Raw genomic sequence first — 13,787 nt, forward strand, 5'->3', positions numbered from 1 at the left:
AGGCGCCGTCTGATAGCGCAGAAGCCCCAAATCGGCTTGGATAGCGGCTTTTTGCATGCATAAACACGCGTTATCGGCATGGTTTCGCGCCAGTCTGCGCCACTTGCTTCCGTGCGCCTGCGCACTGTGCGGCGCGGTTCAAGGCGACCTAGTGTGCGGCGGCTGCGCGGCCGATTTAGCCCCGCATCTGTACAGGCGGCGTTGCGTCCAATGTGCCATTGCGCTGGAGTCTCCCCACGTCGGCCAGCATTGCCGCGCCTGCCTGGCCGGCGCGCCCGACTTTGACGCGACCGTCGTCATTGCCGACTACGCCTGGCCGCTCGACCGCCTTGTCACTGGATTGAAATTTCGGGCGCAATTGCCATTGGCAGATTGGCTGGCAGCACAATTAGGCAACGCCATCGCCACGGCTTCGGGGGATTTGCCGGACGTGCTGCTGCCGGTGCCGCTTTCACCCGCCCGGCTGCGCTCGCGCGGTTACAACCAGGCGTGGGAGATTGCCCGCCGGCTGGCGCGCCGATTGGACGTTCCGGCCCACGCCGGGGCTCTGCATCGTGTGCGCGATAACGTCGCGCAAGCCACACTGGATCGTGCGGAGCGGCAGGCCAACCTGCACGGGGCATTTGTTGTAGACGAGCCGGCGCGCATCGCGGGGCGTCACATCGGGGTGGTCGACGATGTGATGACCACGGGTACAACCCTCGCCGAGATCGCCACGCAGCTCAAACGCGCCGGCGCGGTCCGCATCACCAACGTTGTCGCCTTGCGCACGCCCTGATCACGTGCTTGTGCGACATTGTGTCGCGCCGTTTGTGCCAAGCTGTGGCGGGGTGACAACCCTTCCCAATGTGGATAAGCTCGCCGCCGAAATTCCTCCTGCCGCCCGGTCATGTTCAACGTCGTCCTTGTCGAACCCGAAATTCCGCCCAATACGGGCAATGTGATCCGCCTGTGCGCCAATACGGGCGCGCAACTGCATCTGATCGAACCGTTGGGTTTTCCGCTCGAGGATGCCCGCATGCGCCGCGCCGGCCTCGATTACCACGAGTACGCGACGATGCGCGTGCACGCCGATTGGGACGCCTTCCTGCGCGATGCCCAGCCCGATCCCGCGCGCATGTTTGCGCTCACCACGCGCGGCTCGACGCCGTTTGCGAGCATGGCGTTCCAGCCAGGCGACTGGTTTGTCTTCGGGTCGGAAACGCGCGGATTGTCGGAGGAGCGGCGCGAGTGGTTTCCTGCTACGCAGCGGATTCGCCTGCCGATGCGGCCGGACAACCGCAGCCTGAATCTATCGAACACCGTGGCGGTGGTCGTGTTCGAAGCGTGGCGGCAGAACGGATTCGCGGGTGGCGCCTGAGCCGGACGCCACCCTTCATTGGAGCGCGATTAACGCGTCGATTCGGATTTGGCGTCGCGCTGTAGCAGACGTTCCACCGCTTTCGCAGCAGGAAGCCCTTCGAACAGGACTTCGCAGACGGTGAAGGTGATCGGCATGTCCACGCCCTTGGCGCGCGCGAGCGCCGCAACGGCACGCGCACAACGCACGCCTTCGGCGACGTGACCGAGGCTGTGCAGGATGTCGTCGAGCGAGCGGCCCTGCGCAAGCTGCATCCCGACCGTGCGGTTGCGTGACAGATCACCGGTGGCGGTCAGCAGCAGATCGCCCATGCCGGTCAGCCCCATGAAGGTTTCCGGCCGACCGCCGAGCGCCAGACCCAGGCGCGTCATCTCTGCCAGCCCGCGCGTGACCAGTGCGGCACGTGCGTTCAACCCTAGGCCCAACCCGTCTGCCGCACCTGTCGCAATGGCCAGGACGTTTTTGACGGCACCGCCCACTTCCACACCGACGAGGTCGTCGCTGGCGTACACGCGCATCGCGTGATGGTGAAAACCGCGCTGTGTCAGCTTGCACAGTGTCGCACTGGTCGAAGCGACCGTCATGGCGCACGGCAAACCCTGCGCGACCTCCTTGGCGAAACTCGGCCCCGACAGCACACCGACAGCGAGGTCGGTGCGGCCCGACGCCTTCAGCACATCGGCCACGATGGCGTGCGGCAGCGCGCTGGTCTCCGGGTCGAAACCCTTGCATAGCCAGATCAGGTTGCGCACACCGCCGTGCGCGGCAATCGTGCGCGCGAGATCGGCCAGCCCCGCGACGGGTGAGGCAATGACGGCAAGCGCGTCGTCGCCCGCCGCATGGTCGAGCGCGCCCTGCAACTCAGCGGAAAAATGCAACGACGCCTGCAACGCGATGCCTGGCAGATACGGCGCGTTCATGTGCGTGGCGGCCATTTGCGAGACCAGGCTCGCGTCACGCCCCCACAGCACGACGTCGTGCGATTGCGCGGCGTGGCTGGCGAGGGCAGTGCCCCAGGCACCGGCACCCAAAACAGAAATTCGCATGCGCGTGTTCAACATCGGTCAGGCAAAGGTCGAGCAACAGGTGGGGCAAAAAAAGCCCGCGCAAGCGTGCGGCTGGCGCGGGCCTTTGGCGCAGTGCGCCTCGTACTTAGTGGGTGGCCTTCGAGCCGTCCGGCATCACCAGACCAGCGCCGCCGGCTTGGCCTTGCTGCTCCATGGCAGCGGCCAGGCGTTGTTCGTACAGCGCCTGGAAGTTGATCTCGGCCAGGTGGATCGGCTGGAAGCCGGCGCGGCCGATGGTGTCAGCAATGTTCGAGCGCAGGTACGGGTACACGATGGTCGGGCAGGCGATGCCCAGCAGCGGGTCCATCTGCTCGGCCGGCACGTTGCGGATATCGAAGATGCCCGCTTGCTTCGCTTCCACCAGGAACGCGACCTTCTCTTGCACCTTGGTCGTCACCGTACCGATGACGGTCACTTCAAACACACCTTCCGCCAGCTGCGAAGCGCCGACGTCCACCTGCACTTCGACAGTCGGCTGTTCCTGCTCGAGGAAGATGTGCGGCGAGTTCGGTTGTTCCAGCGACAGGTCCTTCAGATAGACGCGCTGGATGTTGAAGAACGGCTGGCCATCCTGGCCCGGTTGCTGCTGTTGCTGGTCGCTCATGACTCGCCTTCAAATGGGATGTGGTCAGTGCTTGGCGGAAGCGTCCGCCGCGCAAGACGCGTATGGTACATGACCAGATGGTGCCCGCTATGAGAGCCGGCCTGAAAGTACAACGCCCGGTCTAAGCCGGGCATTTCTGTGTGGTGCGCAGGCCGCCGAATCAAGCAGCCAGCAACGGAACCAAGCCACCTTCGCGGTCGAGCGCAGATAGATCGTCGAAGCCGCCGATGTGGCGCTCGTCGATATAAATCTGCGGAACCGTGCGGCGGTTCGTGCGCGTCATCATCTCTTCGCGCTTGCCGGGTTCGCGGTCAATCAGGATCTTCTCGATCTGCTCGACACCGCGCTGCTTCAGGAGTCGTTCCGCTGCCACGCAATAGGGACAGACGGTGGTGCTGTACATGACCACGTGCGCCATAACTTCAACCTCGTTTCTTTATTTCACAACCGGAAGGCCCGCTTGTTGCCAGGCGGCCAAACCGCCTTCGAGCGAATACACCTCACTGTAACCGGCCTGCTTCAGGACTGCTTGGGCCCGCCCGGCGCGCTGGCCGGTCTGGCATACGAGGATGATGGGGGTCTCTTTGTTCTTTGCAAGGCTCGGAGCCTTCCCTTCCAGCTCGCCGAGCGGCGCATGCTTCGCTTGCGGCAGATGGCCCGCAGCGTATTCGCCGCTTTCCCGCACATCCACCACCACGGCGTTGCGGCGGTTGATGAGCTGGGTGGCCACTGGGGCACTCACCTTGGCGCCACCGCCGCCCGCGATGCGGCGCTGGATGGGCGCCCAAAGCAACAGCAGACCCGAAACAATGGCGACAGCAAGCAGTGCGAGGTTGTTGTAATCGGCGAAGAACTTCACGGTATCGGTTTCCTGGGATGAGTCGGGCGAGTCTAATGGGCGAACATCAGCCGAACGGTTCGGGGGCCCAAAGTCCGCGGCATTATAAAATAGCGCGCTTCGGCGGCCGCACGATGACGTACGACACGTCGCCAGCAGGCCGCGCGCAGGTTTTCTCACTTCTCATCATGGCAGTCATGCATAAGCTCGTCCTCATCCGCCACGGCGAATCGACGTGGAATCTGGAGAATCGCTTCACCGGCTGGGTCGACGTCGACCTGACCGACACGGGCGTCGCCCAGGCCCGCCAAGGCGGCAAACTGCTGCGCGAAGCCGGCTTCACCTTCGATCTGGCCTACACCTCGGTGCTCAAGCGTGCGATCCGCACGCTCTGGCATGTGCAGGATGAAATGGACCTGATGTGGATCCCGACCCGCAACGAATGGCGGCTGAACGAGCGCCACTACGGCGCGCTGTCGGGCCTGAACAAGGCCGAAACCGCCGCGCAATATGGCGACGAGCAAGTCCTCGTCTGGCGCCGCAGCTACGACACGCCGCCGCCCGCACTGGAGCCCGGCGCCGACAACGACGCTTTCGGCAACCCGCGTTACGCGGGACTCACGCGCGAGCAGGTACCCCTGACCGAATGCCTGAAGGACACGGTCGCACGCGTCATGCCGCTGTGGGAAGAATCGATTGCACCAGCCATCAAGAGCGGCAAGCGCGTGGTGATCGCCGCGCACGGCAACAGCATCCGCGCGCTGGTGAAATACCTGGACGGCATTTCCGATGCGGACATCGTCGGCCTGAACATTCCCAACGGCACGCCGCTTGTGTATGAGCTGGACGCCAACCTCAAGCCGATCCGCCATTACTACCTGGGCGACCAGGAAGCGATTGCCGCGTCGCTCGCGGCGGTGGCCAGCCAAGGCAAGTCGAAATAAACCGTAACGAGCGCTGCGGCACTCCAACGCCTTTATACTGTCGAAGCCTGTAGCCCGGGATGTGCGCGAGCCGTCCCGGGCCATGTTTATCTACTGTTCCCACGTCCACGCTCGACACATGCGAACTTCGCTCAAGAACATCAGCTTGATCGCCATCGGCCTCGTCACCGGGGTGCTTGCGACGCTCCAGCTCTCCGCCACTGCGCAAAACGCGACGGTCGGGCCGCTTCCGCTGGAGAAACTCAGGCTCATGGCGGACATCTTTGGCCAGATCAAGCGTGAATATGTCGAGCCGGTGGACGACGACAAGCTGCTGACCGAAGCCATCAAGGGTATGGTCGCCAGCCTCGACCCGCATTCGGCCTACCTCGACAAGAAGGATTTCCAGGAACTCCAGGAAGGCACCCAGGGCCGCTTCGCCGGTCTGGGCATCGAGATCTCGCAGGAAGAAGGCCTGGTCAAGGTCATCAATCCGATTGAAGACACCCCAGCCTTCCGCGCTGGCGTGCAGCCGGGCGACCTGATCACCCGTATCGACGACAAACCCGTGCGCGGCATGCCGCTGGAGCAAGCCGTCAAGCGCATGCGCGGCGCGCCGGGAACCAAGGTCACGCTCACGATCTACCGCAAGAAGGAAGAGCGCACGTTCCCGCTGACCATCACCCGCGCCGAGATCCAGGTGCAGTCGGTCAAGGCCAAGATGCTGGACAACGGCATCGCCTGGATCCGCATCACCAGCTTCCAGGAACGCACCGTGCCGGACCTGGCCAAGAAGCTCAACGACCTGGCCAAGCAGGACGCCCACCTCAAGGGCCTGATCCTGGATCTGCGCAACAACGGCGGCGGCGTGCTGCAAGCTGCCGTTGGCGTGTCGGCCGCGTTCCTGCCGCCGGACGTGACGGTGGTGTCGACCAACGGCCAGGTGCCGGATGCCAAGCGCACGTACAAGGCGACCTTCGCCAACTACCGCTTGAGCAATCTCGATTCCGATCCGCTTACCGGCCTGGACCCCGAATTCAAGACCGTGCCGATCATTGTGCTGACCAACGCCTACACGGCTTCGGCCTCGGAAATCGTGGCGGGTGCGCTGCAGGATCATCACCGCGCCAAGACGATGGGCAAGACCACGTTCGGCAAGGGCTCGGTGCAGACGGTGCGTCCGCTGTCGAACGACACCGGCATCAAGCTGACCATTGCGTACTACTACACGCCGTCGGGCAAGTCGATCCAGGCCAAGGGCATCCGCCCGGATATCCCGGTTGACCAAAACCCGGACGGCGACCCGGACGATGCGCTGATCACGCGCGAAATCGACACCGAACGCCACCTGCACAACAAGCAGGAATCGGAAGAAGCCGAGATGACCGAGCGCGAAAAGCGCCGCGTTGAAGAGCTGCGTCGCCTGGAAGAGGAAAACGCCAAGAAGACGCCCGAGCAGCGCGAGAAGGAACGCAACAAGAAGCCGATCGAGTTCGGTTCTGCCGAAGACTTCATGCTGCAGCAGGCCATCGCCGACCTGAAGGGTCAGCCGGTCAAGCGCTCGAAGTCGGTGCTGGAAGCCGCGGCGGCCGCGGTGCCAGACAAGGCGGTGAAGTCGCCGGCGACCAAGGAATCGAGCGCCCGGGCCAAGCTGCCCAAGGGCAAGGCTGCGCCGGCTTCCGAGCCGACCGCACCGAAGCCCAATGTTCCTGCGAGCGGCGTGCAGCCTGCCCCGGAACCGACCGGCGCCCGTTAAGACACCGGCCGATAAACACTGGCAAACTTACGAGGCCGTGCACTGCACGGCCTTTTTTCATTGCTCCGCCATGAACGACGATCAACTGCTGCGGTACTCGCGCCATATCCTGCTCGACGAAATCGGCATCGAGGGGCAGACGCGCCTGCTTGAGAGCCATGTACTCGTCATCGGTGCGGGCGGGCTTGGTGCCGCCGCCCTGCCCTACCTGGCTGCGGCCGGCGTGGGCACGCTCACCATCGTCGACGACGACACGGTGGACTTGACGAATCTGCAGCGCCAGATCATCCACACAACGGAATCGGTCGGACAACCGAAGGTGGCATCGGCCCAGGCGGCCATCGCACGACTGAATCCGGACGTGCGCGTGAATGCGTTACAGCGCCGGCTCGATGCCGACGCCATTGGCGCGCTGCTTCAAGGCGTGAGCGTGGTGCTGGACTGCTCGGATAACTTCGACACCCGCCAGGCCATCAACCTTGCCTGTGTGCGCGCGGGGCTGCCGCTGGTGTCGGGCGCGGCGATCCGCTTTGACGGACAGATCAGCGTATTCGACAGCCGCACCGGCGGCCCCTGCTACGCCTGTCTGTTCCCGCCTGACGAGCCCGCGCCCGAGGTGGCATGCGCAACGATGGGCGTGTTTTCGCCACTGGTAGGCATGGTCGGTACGGTGCAGGCCACCGAGGCACTGAAGCTGATTGTCGGGATCGGCCATTCGCTTGCCGGTCGCCTTCTGATGCTCGACGGTTTAACGATGGAATGGACGACGATGCGCATCGCTCGACAGCCGTCCTGTCCGGTCTGCGGGGGCAAGCACTGACGTGCCGGTACACGCACGACAAAAAAGGAGGCCGAGGCCTCCTTCTTTTTTGCGACTGACGAGCCTTATTCGCCCTCAGGCTCCATCTGCGATTGCAGGTAGTTCTGAATGCCGACCTTGTCGATCAGCTCAAGCTGCGTTTCCAACCAGTCGATGTGCTCTTCGGTGTCGTCCAGGATGTCGACCAGGATTTCGCGACTGACGTAATCCTTGACCGATTCACAGTAGGCGATGCCCTCGACCACGGTGCCGTGTGCGGCGCGCTCGAGCTTCAGATCGCACTCAATGATCTCTTTCGTATCTTGGCCGATGAAGATCTTGCCGAGGTCCTGCAGGTTGGGCAGGCCGTCGAGCATCAGGATGCGCTCGATCAGGCGATCGGCATGCTTCATCTCGCCGATCGACTCCTTGTATTCGTGGTCCCCGATGCGCTTGAGCCCCCAGTGGCCGTACATGCGCGCGTGGAGGAAATACTGGTTGATGGCGGTCAGCTCGTTCTTGAGCTGGGCGTTCAGATATTGGATGACCTTCTTATCGCCTTTCATTCTTGGGGCTCCAGCAAAGTGCAACTGCGGTGATGGACGCACACACGCGTCCGTTCAAGGCGAGCCCTGTGCCTGACCAGAAAGCAACAAATGCCACCGAGGCTCAGCGCCTGGGCGGCAATTCGCGGCGACAGAAAAAAAAGGGGAAATCAGGCAGCCAATGCACCAGCCACGATGGCCTGATCATTGGCGACGGGCTCGTCGCGACGTTCGATTATGGCATGCGTGCTGGCACGGCCCAAGGTCTGGTCGACAGGGATGCAGCTCACCGCCTCGGCGAGTACCTGCTTGGCGCAGTCCCGGCATTGTCCGCAGCACGTACCCACGCCGAGCGTTTCGGCGAGTTCATCCATCGACGCCACGCCCAGACGGGCGGCGCCATGGATTTCACGGTCGGTGACTTGGTTGCAGATACAGACGTACACGGGCTTCCTCCGCAGCGCTCGAAACGCGCTGTCAACCCAGAATAACAGAGAATCGAAATGAGAACAATTCTTGTTCGACCCCATTCCGCGGGGAGGGTCATGCAAGTGCACGCGAGCTGTCTTTGCTAAGAAAGACGTGCAATTTCAATCACTTAGAGAGGGTCTTTAACCTAGGTAAGCCGATGCGCGGGTGCGACACTGGGTGCGCCCGACGCTGAGAACGAACGCAGGTCAGGCCCGCGCCAGCGCGCCGAGCGCCTCTTCGATTTCGGCCGGCTCGCAGGCGTGCAGCAGGCGGTCGGCCTCGCGCATCAAGCGCGGGCGGTCTGAGCGCAAGATCTGCTGCTTGACGCTCAGCAACTGCGACGGATGCATGGAAAACTCGGTGAGGCCCATGCCGAGCAGCAGGCGCGTCATGGAAGCATCGCCCGCCATCTCGCCGCACACGGAAACGGGCTTACCCGCCTGATGCGCTTCGCGGATGGTGCGCGCGATCAATTGCAGCACCGCCGGGTGCAGCGGGTCGTACAGATGCGCGACGGCGTTGTCGGCACGGTCGATGGCGAGCGTGTATTGGATCAGGTCGTTCGTGCCGATCGAGAGAAAATCCATGCGGCGCAGGAACACCGGCAGGATCAGCACGGCGGCCGGAATCTCGATCATGGCGCCTACTTTGATGCCCGGATCGTAGGCCAAGCCGTCGGCGTCGAGCGAAGCCTTGGCGCGTGCCAGCAATTCCAGCGTTTGGTCGATTTCGCGGGCGTGCGCAAGCATCGGCACGAGAATCTTGATGGGCCCGAACGCCGATGCCCGCAATAGCGCGCGCAGCTGCGTCAGGAACATGGCCGGCTCCGAGAGCGACCAGCGGATCGCCCGCAAACCCAGCGCCGGATTGGGCGCGGTCTCGAACACGTCGTCGCGGATGTCCAGCGGCTTGTCGGCACCAATGTCGATGGTGCGGATCGTGACGGGCAGGCCCATCATCGACTCGACGGCGGTACGGTACGCACGGAACTGCTCTTCCTCATCGGGCAGCGCGCCGCGACGGTTCATGAAGAGGAATTCGGAGCGGAACAGGCCCACGCCCACGGCGCCGGCTTTGACAGCGGCTGCCGCATCTTCGGGCATCTCGATGTTGGCCTGCAGGTCGATCTGGGTACCGTCGAGCGTGACGGTGGGCGTATGACGCAGGCGCTCCAGGCGCTTCTTCTGCAGCTCGCCTTCGCTGCGGCGATGCCGGTATTCCTCCAGGATGGACGTGCTCGGATCGACGATGACGATGCCGTTGTCGCCGTCAATGACGACGATGTCGTCCTGACGAATCAGCGTACTCGCGTTATGCACACCTACCGCCGCCGGAATGTCGAGGCTACGCGCCACGATGGCGGTGTGCGAGGTGCGGCCGCCCAGGTCGGTGACGAAGCCGGCGAAGGTCTGGCCGCGGAACTGCAGCATGTCGGCCGGCGCAATATCGTGTGCGACAACGATCATGCCGGCATCCGGATCGCAGCCGACCGCGACCGGCGCGGGTGCCAGCGCGGGCGCGCCAGCCAGCACCTTCAGAATGCGCTCGACCACTTGCTCGATGTCAGCCTTGCGCTCGCGCAGGTATTCGTCTTCGATTTCACCGAACTGGCGGATCAGCTCTTCAAGCTGCGTGGTGAGCGCCCACTCTGCGTTGTACCGCCGCTGGCGAATCAAAGTCTCGGGCACCTGCGAGAGCAACGCGTCATCCAGAATCATCGCGTGCACGTCGAGGAAGGCGCCCATCTCTTCGGGCACATCGCTCGGGAGGTCGCGCTTGAGTGCGGCCAGTTCGGAGCGCACGGTGGCGCGGGCACTGCGCAAGCGCTCGACCTCGGCGTCAAGCTTGTCTTCGTCGACCAGGTAGTGCGACACATCGAGCGCCGCGCGCGCCAGCATGTGGGCGCGGCCGATAGAGATGCCGCGCGAGACCGGAATACCGTGCAGGGTAAAAGGCATAGACGCTGGCCGGAGCGGGCGTTGAAGTGGAGTGCGGCGGGCGCTTTATTCGCCTTCGCCGAAGCGATCGTTGATGAGCGCGACCAAGCCATCCATGGCGTCGTGCTCGTCAGGGCCGTCGATCTCCAGCGTGACGGTTGAGCCGATGCCCGCGGCAAGCATCATCACGCCCATGATGCTCTTGGCGTCGACCTGACGACCGTTGCGCGACATCTTGATCTGGCTGTCGAACTTGCTGGCGAGCTGCGTAAGTTTGGCGGAAGCGCGGGCGTGCAGCCCGAGCTTATTGATGATGGTGATATCCCTCTGCAGCATATTTGTCCGGATGGTTGGCAACCTGGTTCTGAACGGCTGTCGAGCCGACCTGCAGTACGCCTTGCGCGCCGCCGGCCAGGGCCTTGGCGGCAAGTTGTTCGAGTTTTTCGGAGCGATAGCAGATGGCGCGCACAAGCATCGGCAGGTTCACGCCGGCCAGCACGCGCACGCGGCCCGGATCAGCCAGGCGCGAGGCGATATTGGCGGGCGTGGCCCCGAAGATGTCGGTCAGCACCAGCGCGCCGTTGGCTTCAATGAGTTCGGCGAGCTTGTCGCGCGCCTGGGCCAGCACGGCAGCCGGCTCGGCATCGGGCAGGACATCGATTGCGCCCAGCCCTTCAGGCTGTCCGCAATAGACGTGTGCAGCGCAATCGCGCAGTGCGCTGGCCAGCGGCGCATGAGCGATGATCAGAATCCCTGCCATGATTGAAAAGCGAATCGGAGTAACGCCGATTGTATCAGGGCCATTTGGCGGGATTGCCGGCCCGCGCACCGAATCTCCCCCTTGTGGAGGACCCTCGGCGGTGGGGCGCGCCGCCATGTCAGGCCGGCTTGCGGCCCATCCCGGTCGTCTTGCCTGCGGCGCGCTCGAGCGCGTCGATGAACATTCCCGCCACGTTGAAGCCCGTCTGCTGGGTGATTTCCTGGAAACAGGTCGGACTGGTGACGTTGACCTCGGTCAGGTAATCACCAATGACATCCAGGCCGACGAGCAGCAGACCACGCTGCCACAGCACGGGCGCAAGTGCGTGTGCGATCACCTGATCGCGCTCAGACAGCGGCTGGGCCCTGCCCGTACCGCCCGCCGCCAGATTGCCGCGGACCTCGCCCGCCATCGGCACCCGCGCCAGCGAATGCGGCACCGGCGACCCGCCGATCAGGAGAATGCGTTTGTCGCCCTCGCGAATCGCCGGAATGTACTGTTGCGCCATGATCGTGCGCGCGCCGTTGTCGGTCAGCGACTCGATCACCGCCCCGAGGTTCAGACCATCCGGTCCCACGCGGAAGATACCCGCGCCGCCCATGCCGTCGAGCGGCTTGAAGATGACGTCGCCCTGCTCAGCGTGGAATTCGCGCAGACGCTTGGCATCGCGGGACACGATGGTCGGCACGGTGAACTCGCGGAACTGCGCGATGGCGAGCTTCTCCGAATGGTCACGAATCGCCTGCGGCTTGTTGAACACGCGCGCGCCCTGCCGCTCGGCAATCTCCAGCAGCCACGTGCTGGTGACGTACTCCATGTCGAATGGGGGGTCCTTGCGCATCAGCACGGCGTCAAAGCCGGTGAGCGGCAGCAGGCGCGCATCGCCGGCGCGGTACCAGTCGTCCTCGTCGCCGGTCAGTGCGATCGGCGTGGCAACGGTTTCGACCACGTTGTTCGCCAACGTGAGCTGCGACTGCAGGCACGTGTAGATGGCATAGCCGCGCGCCGCCGCCTCACGCATCATCGCGAAGGTGGAATCCTTGTAGGTCTTGAACGTCGACAGCGGATCGACGATGAACAGGATGCGCATGGCGGTTCCTTCTGCAGCGGGGATACGGCCGATCAGATCAGCGGGTTCGGGTCGGTCTTCTCAAGCTCGAGCGATGCAGCCAACAGCGCCAAGCGCGCCACGACGCCGTACATATAGAAGCGGTTCGGCTCGCCGGCGCCCGGCTTGGCATGGCTGTCCGGCAGCGAATTCGACGCAAACGGCAGCGGCACGAAATGCATGCCTGGCGCATTGAGATTCTCGTCCACGCCGCGGCCCGTGTGAACCCGGTAGAAACCACCCACCACATAGCGGTCGATCATGTATACGACGGGCTCGGCCACAGCTTCGTTGATCTTCTCGAAGGTGTGCACGCCTTCCTGCACGATCACTTCGGAGACCTCCAGGCCCTCCTTGACCACGCTCATCTTGTTGCGCTCCTTCCGGTTGAGGCCCTTGACCTCGGACGGATCGCGCACGGTCATCACGCCCATGCCATAGGTGCCGGCGTCGGCCTTGACCACCACGTAGGGGGTCTCGGTCACGCCGTATTCCTTGTACTTCTTGGCGGTTTTCTTCAGCACCGTCTCGACCGCGTGGGCGAGTTCTTCCTCGCCGGCGCGCTCATGGAAGTCCAGTCCGCTGCATTTGGTGAAGTACGGGTTGACCATCCACGGGTCGATGTCGATCAGCTTGGCAAACTTCTTGGCCACTTCGTCATAGGCGGCAAAGTGGTTGGTCTTGCGGCGCTGCGACCAGCCGGCATGGAGTGGCGGCAGCAGATATTGCTCGTTGATGTTCTCGAGGATGGGCGGCACGCCGGCTGACAGATCGTTGTTCAGCAGGATAGAGCACGGATCGAAGTCTTCCATGCCCAAGCGACGGCCCTTGGTGCCGATGCGCTTGATCGGTTCGACCACCAGGCGCTGTCCATCAGGCAGATCGATCGGGGTCGGCTCGGTGATGTCTTCGGAAAGCGATCCGAGACGCACATTCAGCCCCGCTTGGCGCATGATCTGCGATAGGCGCGCCACGTTCTGCAGATAGAACATGTTGCGCGTGTGGCGCTCCGGGATCAGCAGGAGGTTCTTGGCATCCGGGCAGATCTTCTCGATAGCGGCCATGGCGGCCTGCACGGCCAGGGGCAGCATCTCAGGCGCGAGGTTGTTGAAGCCACCCGGGAACAGGTTCGTGTCGACCGGCGCCAGCTTGAAGCCGGCGTTGCGCAAATCGACGGAACAGTAGAACGGCGGCGTGTGTTCCTGCCACTCGAGGCGGAACCAGCGTTCGATGGCGGGCGTGGCGTCAAGAATCTTCTGTTCGAGCTCCAGCAGCGGCCCGTTCAGCGCGGTGATCAAGTGCGGAACCATACCCTTCCTATTGATGTAATTTATCGCCCGTTCCGATTGTAGAGGAACAGGCAATAGCTTGCAGACGATAGCGGACTATCGATATGCGGTTAGGAGAGAGGATTCGCAAGAGGCAAAGTGCGGCAGTGCAGCAGGCCACACAAAGATAGCGGACAAAAAAAAGCGCGGGGCTGCCGCGCTTGGGGAATAGCCTGACAGATACGGGGAGCGTTCTGCAGGTGGAGGAAACCACGTCTGCAATGTAAGCGCCCGCATAACGAGAGGCAATTGAAGGTTTTTTACATCGGACTTAAGGACGTCCGGCTCAGG

Annotated in this window: 16 protein-coding genes; 5 read left to right on the top strand and 11 right to left on the bottom strand. The window is 63.4% G+C overall.

Annotated features, from left to right (window positions below):
* The first annotated feature begins 55 nt into the window (after positions 1–55).
* Positions 56–778 carry a ComF family protein gene (locus tag AAHM38_RS21870; protein ID WP_116576643.1) on the top strand — a complete coding sequence of 241 codons (723 nt, stop codon included), beginning with the start codon at positions 56–58 and terminating at the stop codon, positions 776–778.
* Between the two features lie 111 nt (positions 779–889).
* The gene (gene trmL / locus AAHM38_RS21875; RefSeq protein ID WP_012761049.1) at positions 890–1,360 is read left to right on the top strand and encodes a tRNA (uridine(34)/cytosine(34)/5-carboxymethylaminomethyluridine(34)-2'-O)-methyltransferase TrmL; all 471 of its coding nucleotides are present in this window, start codon (positions 890–892) and stop codon (positions 1,358–1,360) included.
* Between the two features lie 29 nt (positions 1,361–1,389).
* On the opposite strand, the gene AAHM38_RS21880 is transcribed toward trmL, so the two are convergent.
* The 4 genes from AAHM38_RS21880 to AAHM38_RS21895 form a co-directional block, all read right to left on the bottom strand.
* On the bottom strand, positions 1,390–2,406 hold the full coding sequence (locus AAHM38_RS21880) for an NAD(P)H-dependent glycerol-3-phosphate dehydrogenase (RefSeq protein ID WP_041667934.1): 1,017 nt from the start codon (positions 2,404–2,406) through the stop codon (positions 1,390–1,392).
* A gap of 106 nt (positions 2,407–2,512) precedes the next feature.
* Positions 2,513–3,031, bottom strand: a complete 519-nt coding sequence (gene secB / locus AAHM38_RS21885; RefSeq protein WP_012761047.1) for a protein-export chaperone SecB — start codon at positions 3,029–3,031, stop codon at positions 2,513–2,515.
* A gap of 160 nt (positions 3,032–3,191) precedes the next feature.
* Positions 3,192–3,449, bottom strand: coding sequence for a glutaredoxin 3 (grxC, locus tag AAHM38_RS21890; RefSeq protein ID WP_004633497.1), 258 nt, complete (start codon positions 3,447–3,449; stop codon positions 3,192–3,194).
* Positions 3,450–3,467: 18 nt separating this feature from the next.
* Positions 3,468–3,890: a rhodanese-like domain-containing protein gene (locus tag AAHM38_RS21895; RefSeq protein ID WP_012761046.1), complete on the bottom strand. Its 423-nt coding sequence runs from the start codon at positions 3,888–3,890 to the stop codon at positions 3,468–3,470.
* A 176-nt stretch (positions 3,891–4,066) separates the two neighbouring features.
* Between AAHM38_RS21895 and gpmA the strand changes: the two genes are divergently transcribed.
* The 3 genes from gpmA to AAHM38_RS21910 all read left to right on the top strand — a co-directional run bounded on the left by gpmA (position 4,067) and on the right by AAHM38_RS21910 (position 7,368).
* Positions 4,067–4,813, top strand: a complete 747-nt coding sequence (gpmA, locus tag AAHM38_RS21900) for a 2,3-diphosphoglycerate-dependent phosphoglycerate mutase (protein WP_024542061.1) — start codon at positions 4,067–4,069, stop codon at positions 4,811–4,813.
* A 118-nt stretch (positions 4,814–4,931) separates the two neighbouring features.
* Positions 4,932–6,548, top strand: a complete 1,617-nt coding sequence (locus AAHM38_RS21905; RefSeq protein WP_116576644.1) for a S41 family peptidase — start codon at positions 4,932–4,934, stop codon at positions 6,546–6,548.
* 70 nt (positions 6,549–6,618) lie between these two features.
* Positions 6,619–7,368: a HesA/MoeB/ThiF family protein gene (locus tag AAHM38_RS21910; protein ID WP_012761044.1), complete on the top strand. Its 750-nt coding sequence runs from the start codon at positions 6,619–6,621 to the stop codon at positions 7,366–7,368.
* A gap of 65 nt (positions 7,369–7,433) precedes the next feature.
* Here the strand turns inward: AAHM38_RS21910 and bfr are convergent, their stop codons facing one another.
* The 7 genes from bfr to gshA form a co-directional block, all read right to left on the bottom strand.
* Entirely contained in the window at positions 7,434–7,913 is a 480-nt protein-coding gene (bfr, locus tag AAHM38_RS21915; protein ID WP_004637092.1) for a bacterioferritin, read from the bottom strand.
* A 149-nt stretch (positions 7,914–8,062) separates the two neighbouring features.
* Positions 8,063–8,338: a (2Fe-2S)-binding protein gene (locus AAHM38_RS21920; protein ID WP_012761043.1), complete on the bottom strand. Its 276-nt coding sequence runs from the start codon at positions 8,336–8,338 to the stop codon at positions 8,063–8,065.
* Between the two features lie 231 nt (positions 8,339–8,569).
* On the bottom strand, positions 8,570–10,321 hold the full coding sequence (gene ptsP / locus AAHM38_RS21925) for a phosphoenolpyruvate--protein phosphotransferase (protein ID WP_037027853.1): 1,752 nt from the start codon (positions 10,319–10,321) through the stop codon (positions 8,570–8,572).
* 45 nt (positions 10,322–10,366) lie between these two features.
* A complete protein-coding gene (locus AAHM38_RS21930) occupies positions 10,367–10,636 on the bottom strand; it encodes an HPr family phosphocarrier protein (protein WP_004637085.1) in 270 nt (89 codons plus the stop codon).
* On the bottom strand, positions 10,605–11,060 hold the full coding sequence (locus tag AAHM38_RS21935) for a PTS sugar transporter subunit IIA (protein WP_004637083.1): 456 nt from the start codon (positions 11,058–11,060) through the stop codon (positions 10,605–10,607). The genes AAHM38_RS21930 and AAHM38_RS21935 overlap by 32 nt, the downstream gene beginning before the upstream one ends.
* Before the next feature lie 118 nt (positions 11,061–11,178).
* A complete protein-coding gene (gene gshB, locus AAHM38_RS21940; RefSeq protein ID WP_012761039.1) occupies positions 11,179–12,150 on the bottom strand; it encodes a glutathione synthase in 972 nt (323 codons plus the stop codon).
* Between the two features lie 32 nt (positions 12,151–12,182).
* Entirely contained in the window at positions 12,183–13,478 is a 1,296-nt protein-coding gene (gene gshA, locus AAHM38_RS21945) for a glutamate--cysteine ligase (RefSeq protein WP_004637074.1), read from the bottom strand.
* Positions 13,479–13,787: the final 309 nt, after the last annotated feature.

Origin of the sequence: Ralstonia sp. OTU4908 (assembly GCF_038440115.1) — a bacterium.
Taxonomy (GTDB): domain Bacteria; phylum Pseudomonadota; class Gammaproteobacteria; order Burkholderiales; family Burkholderiaceae; genus Ralstonia; species Ralstonia pickettii.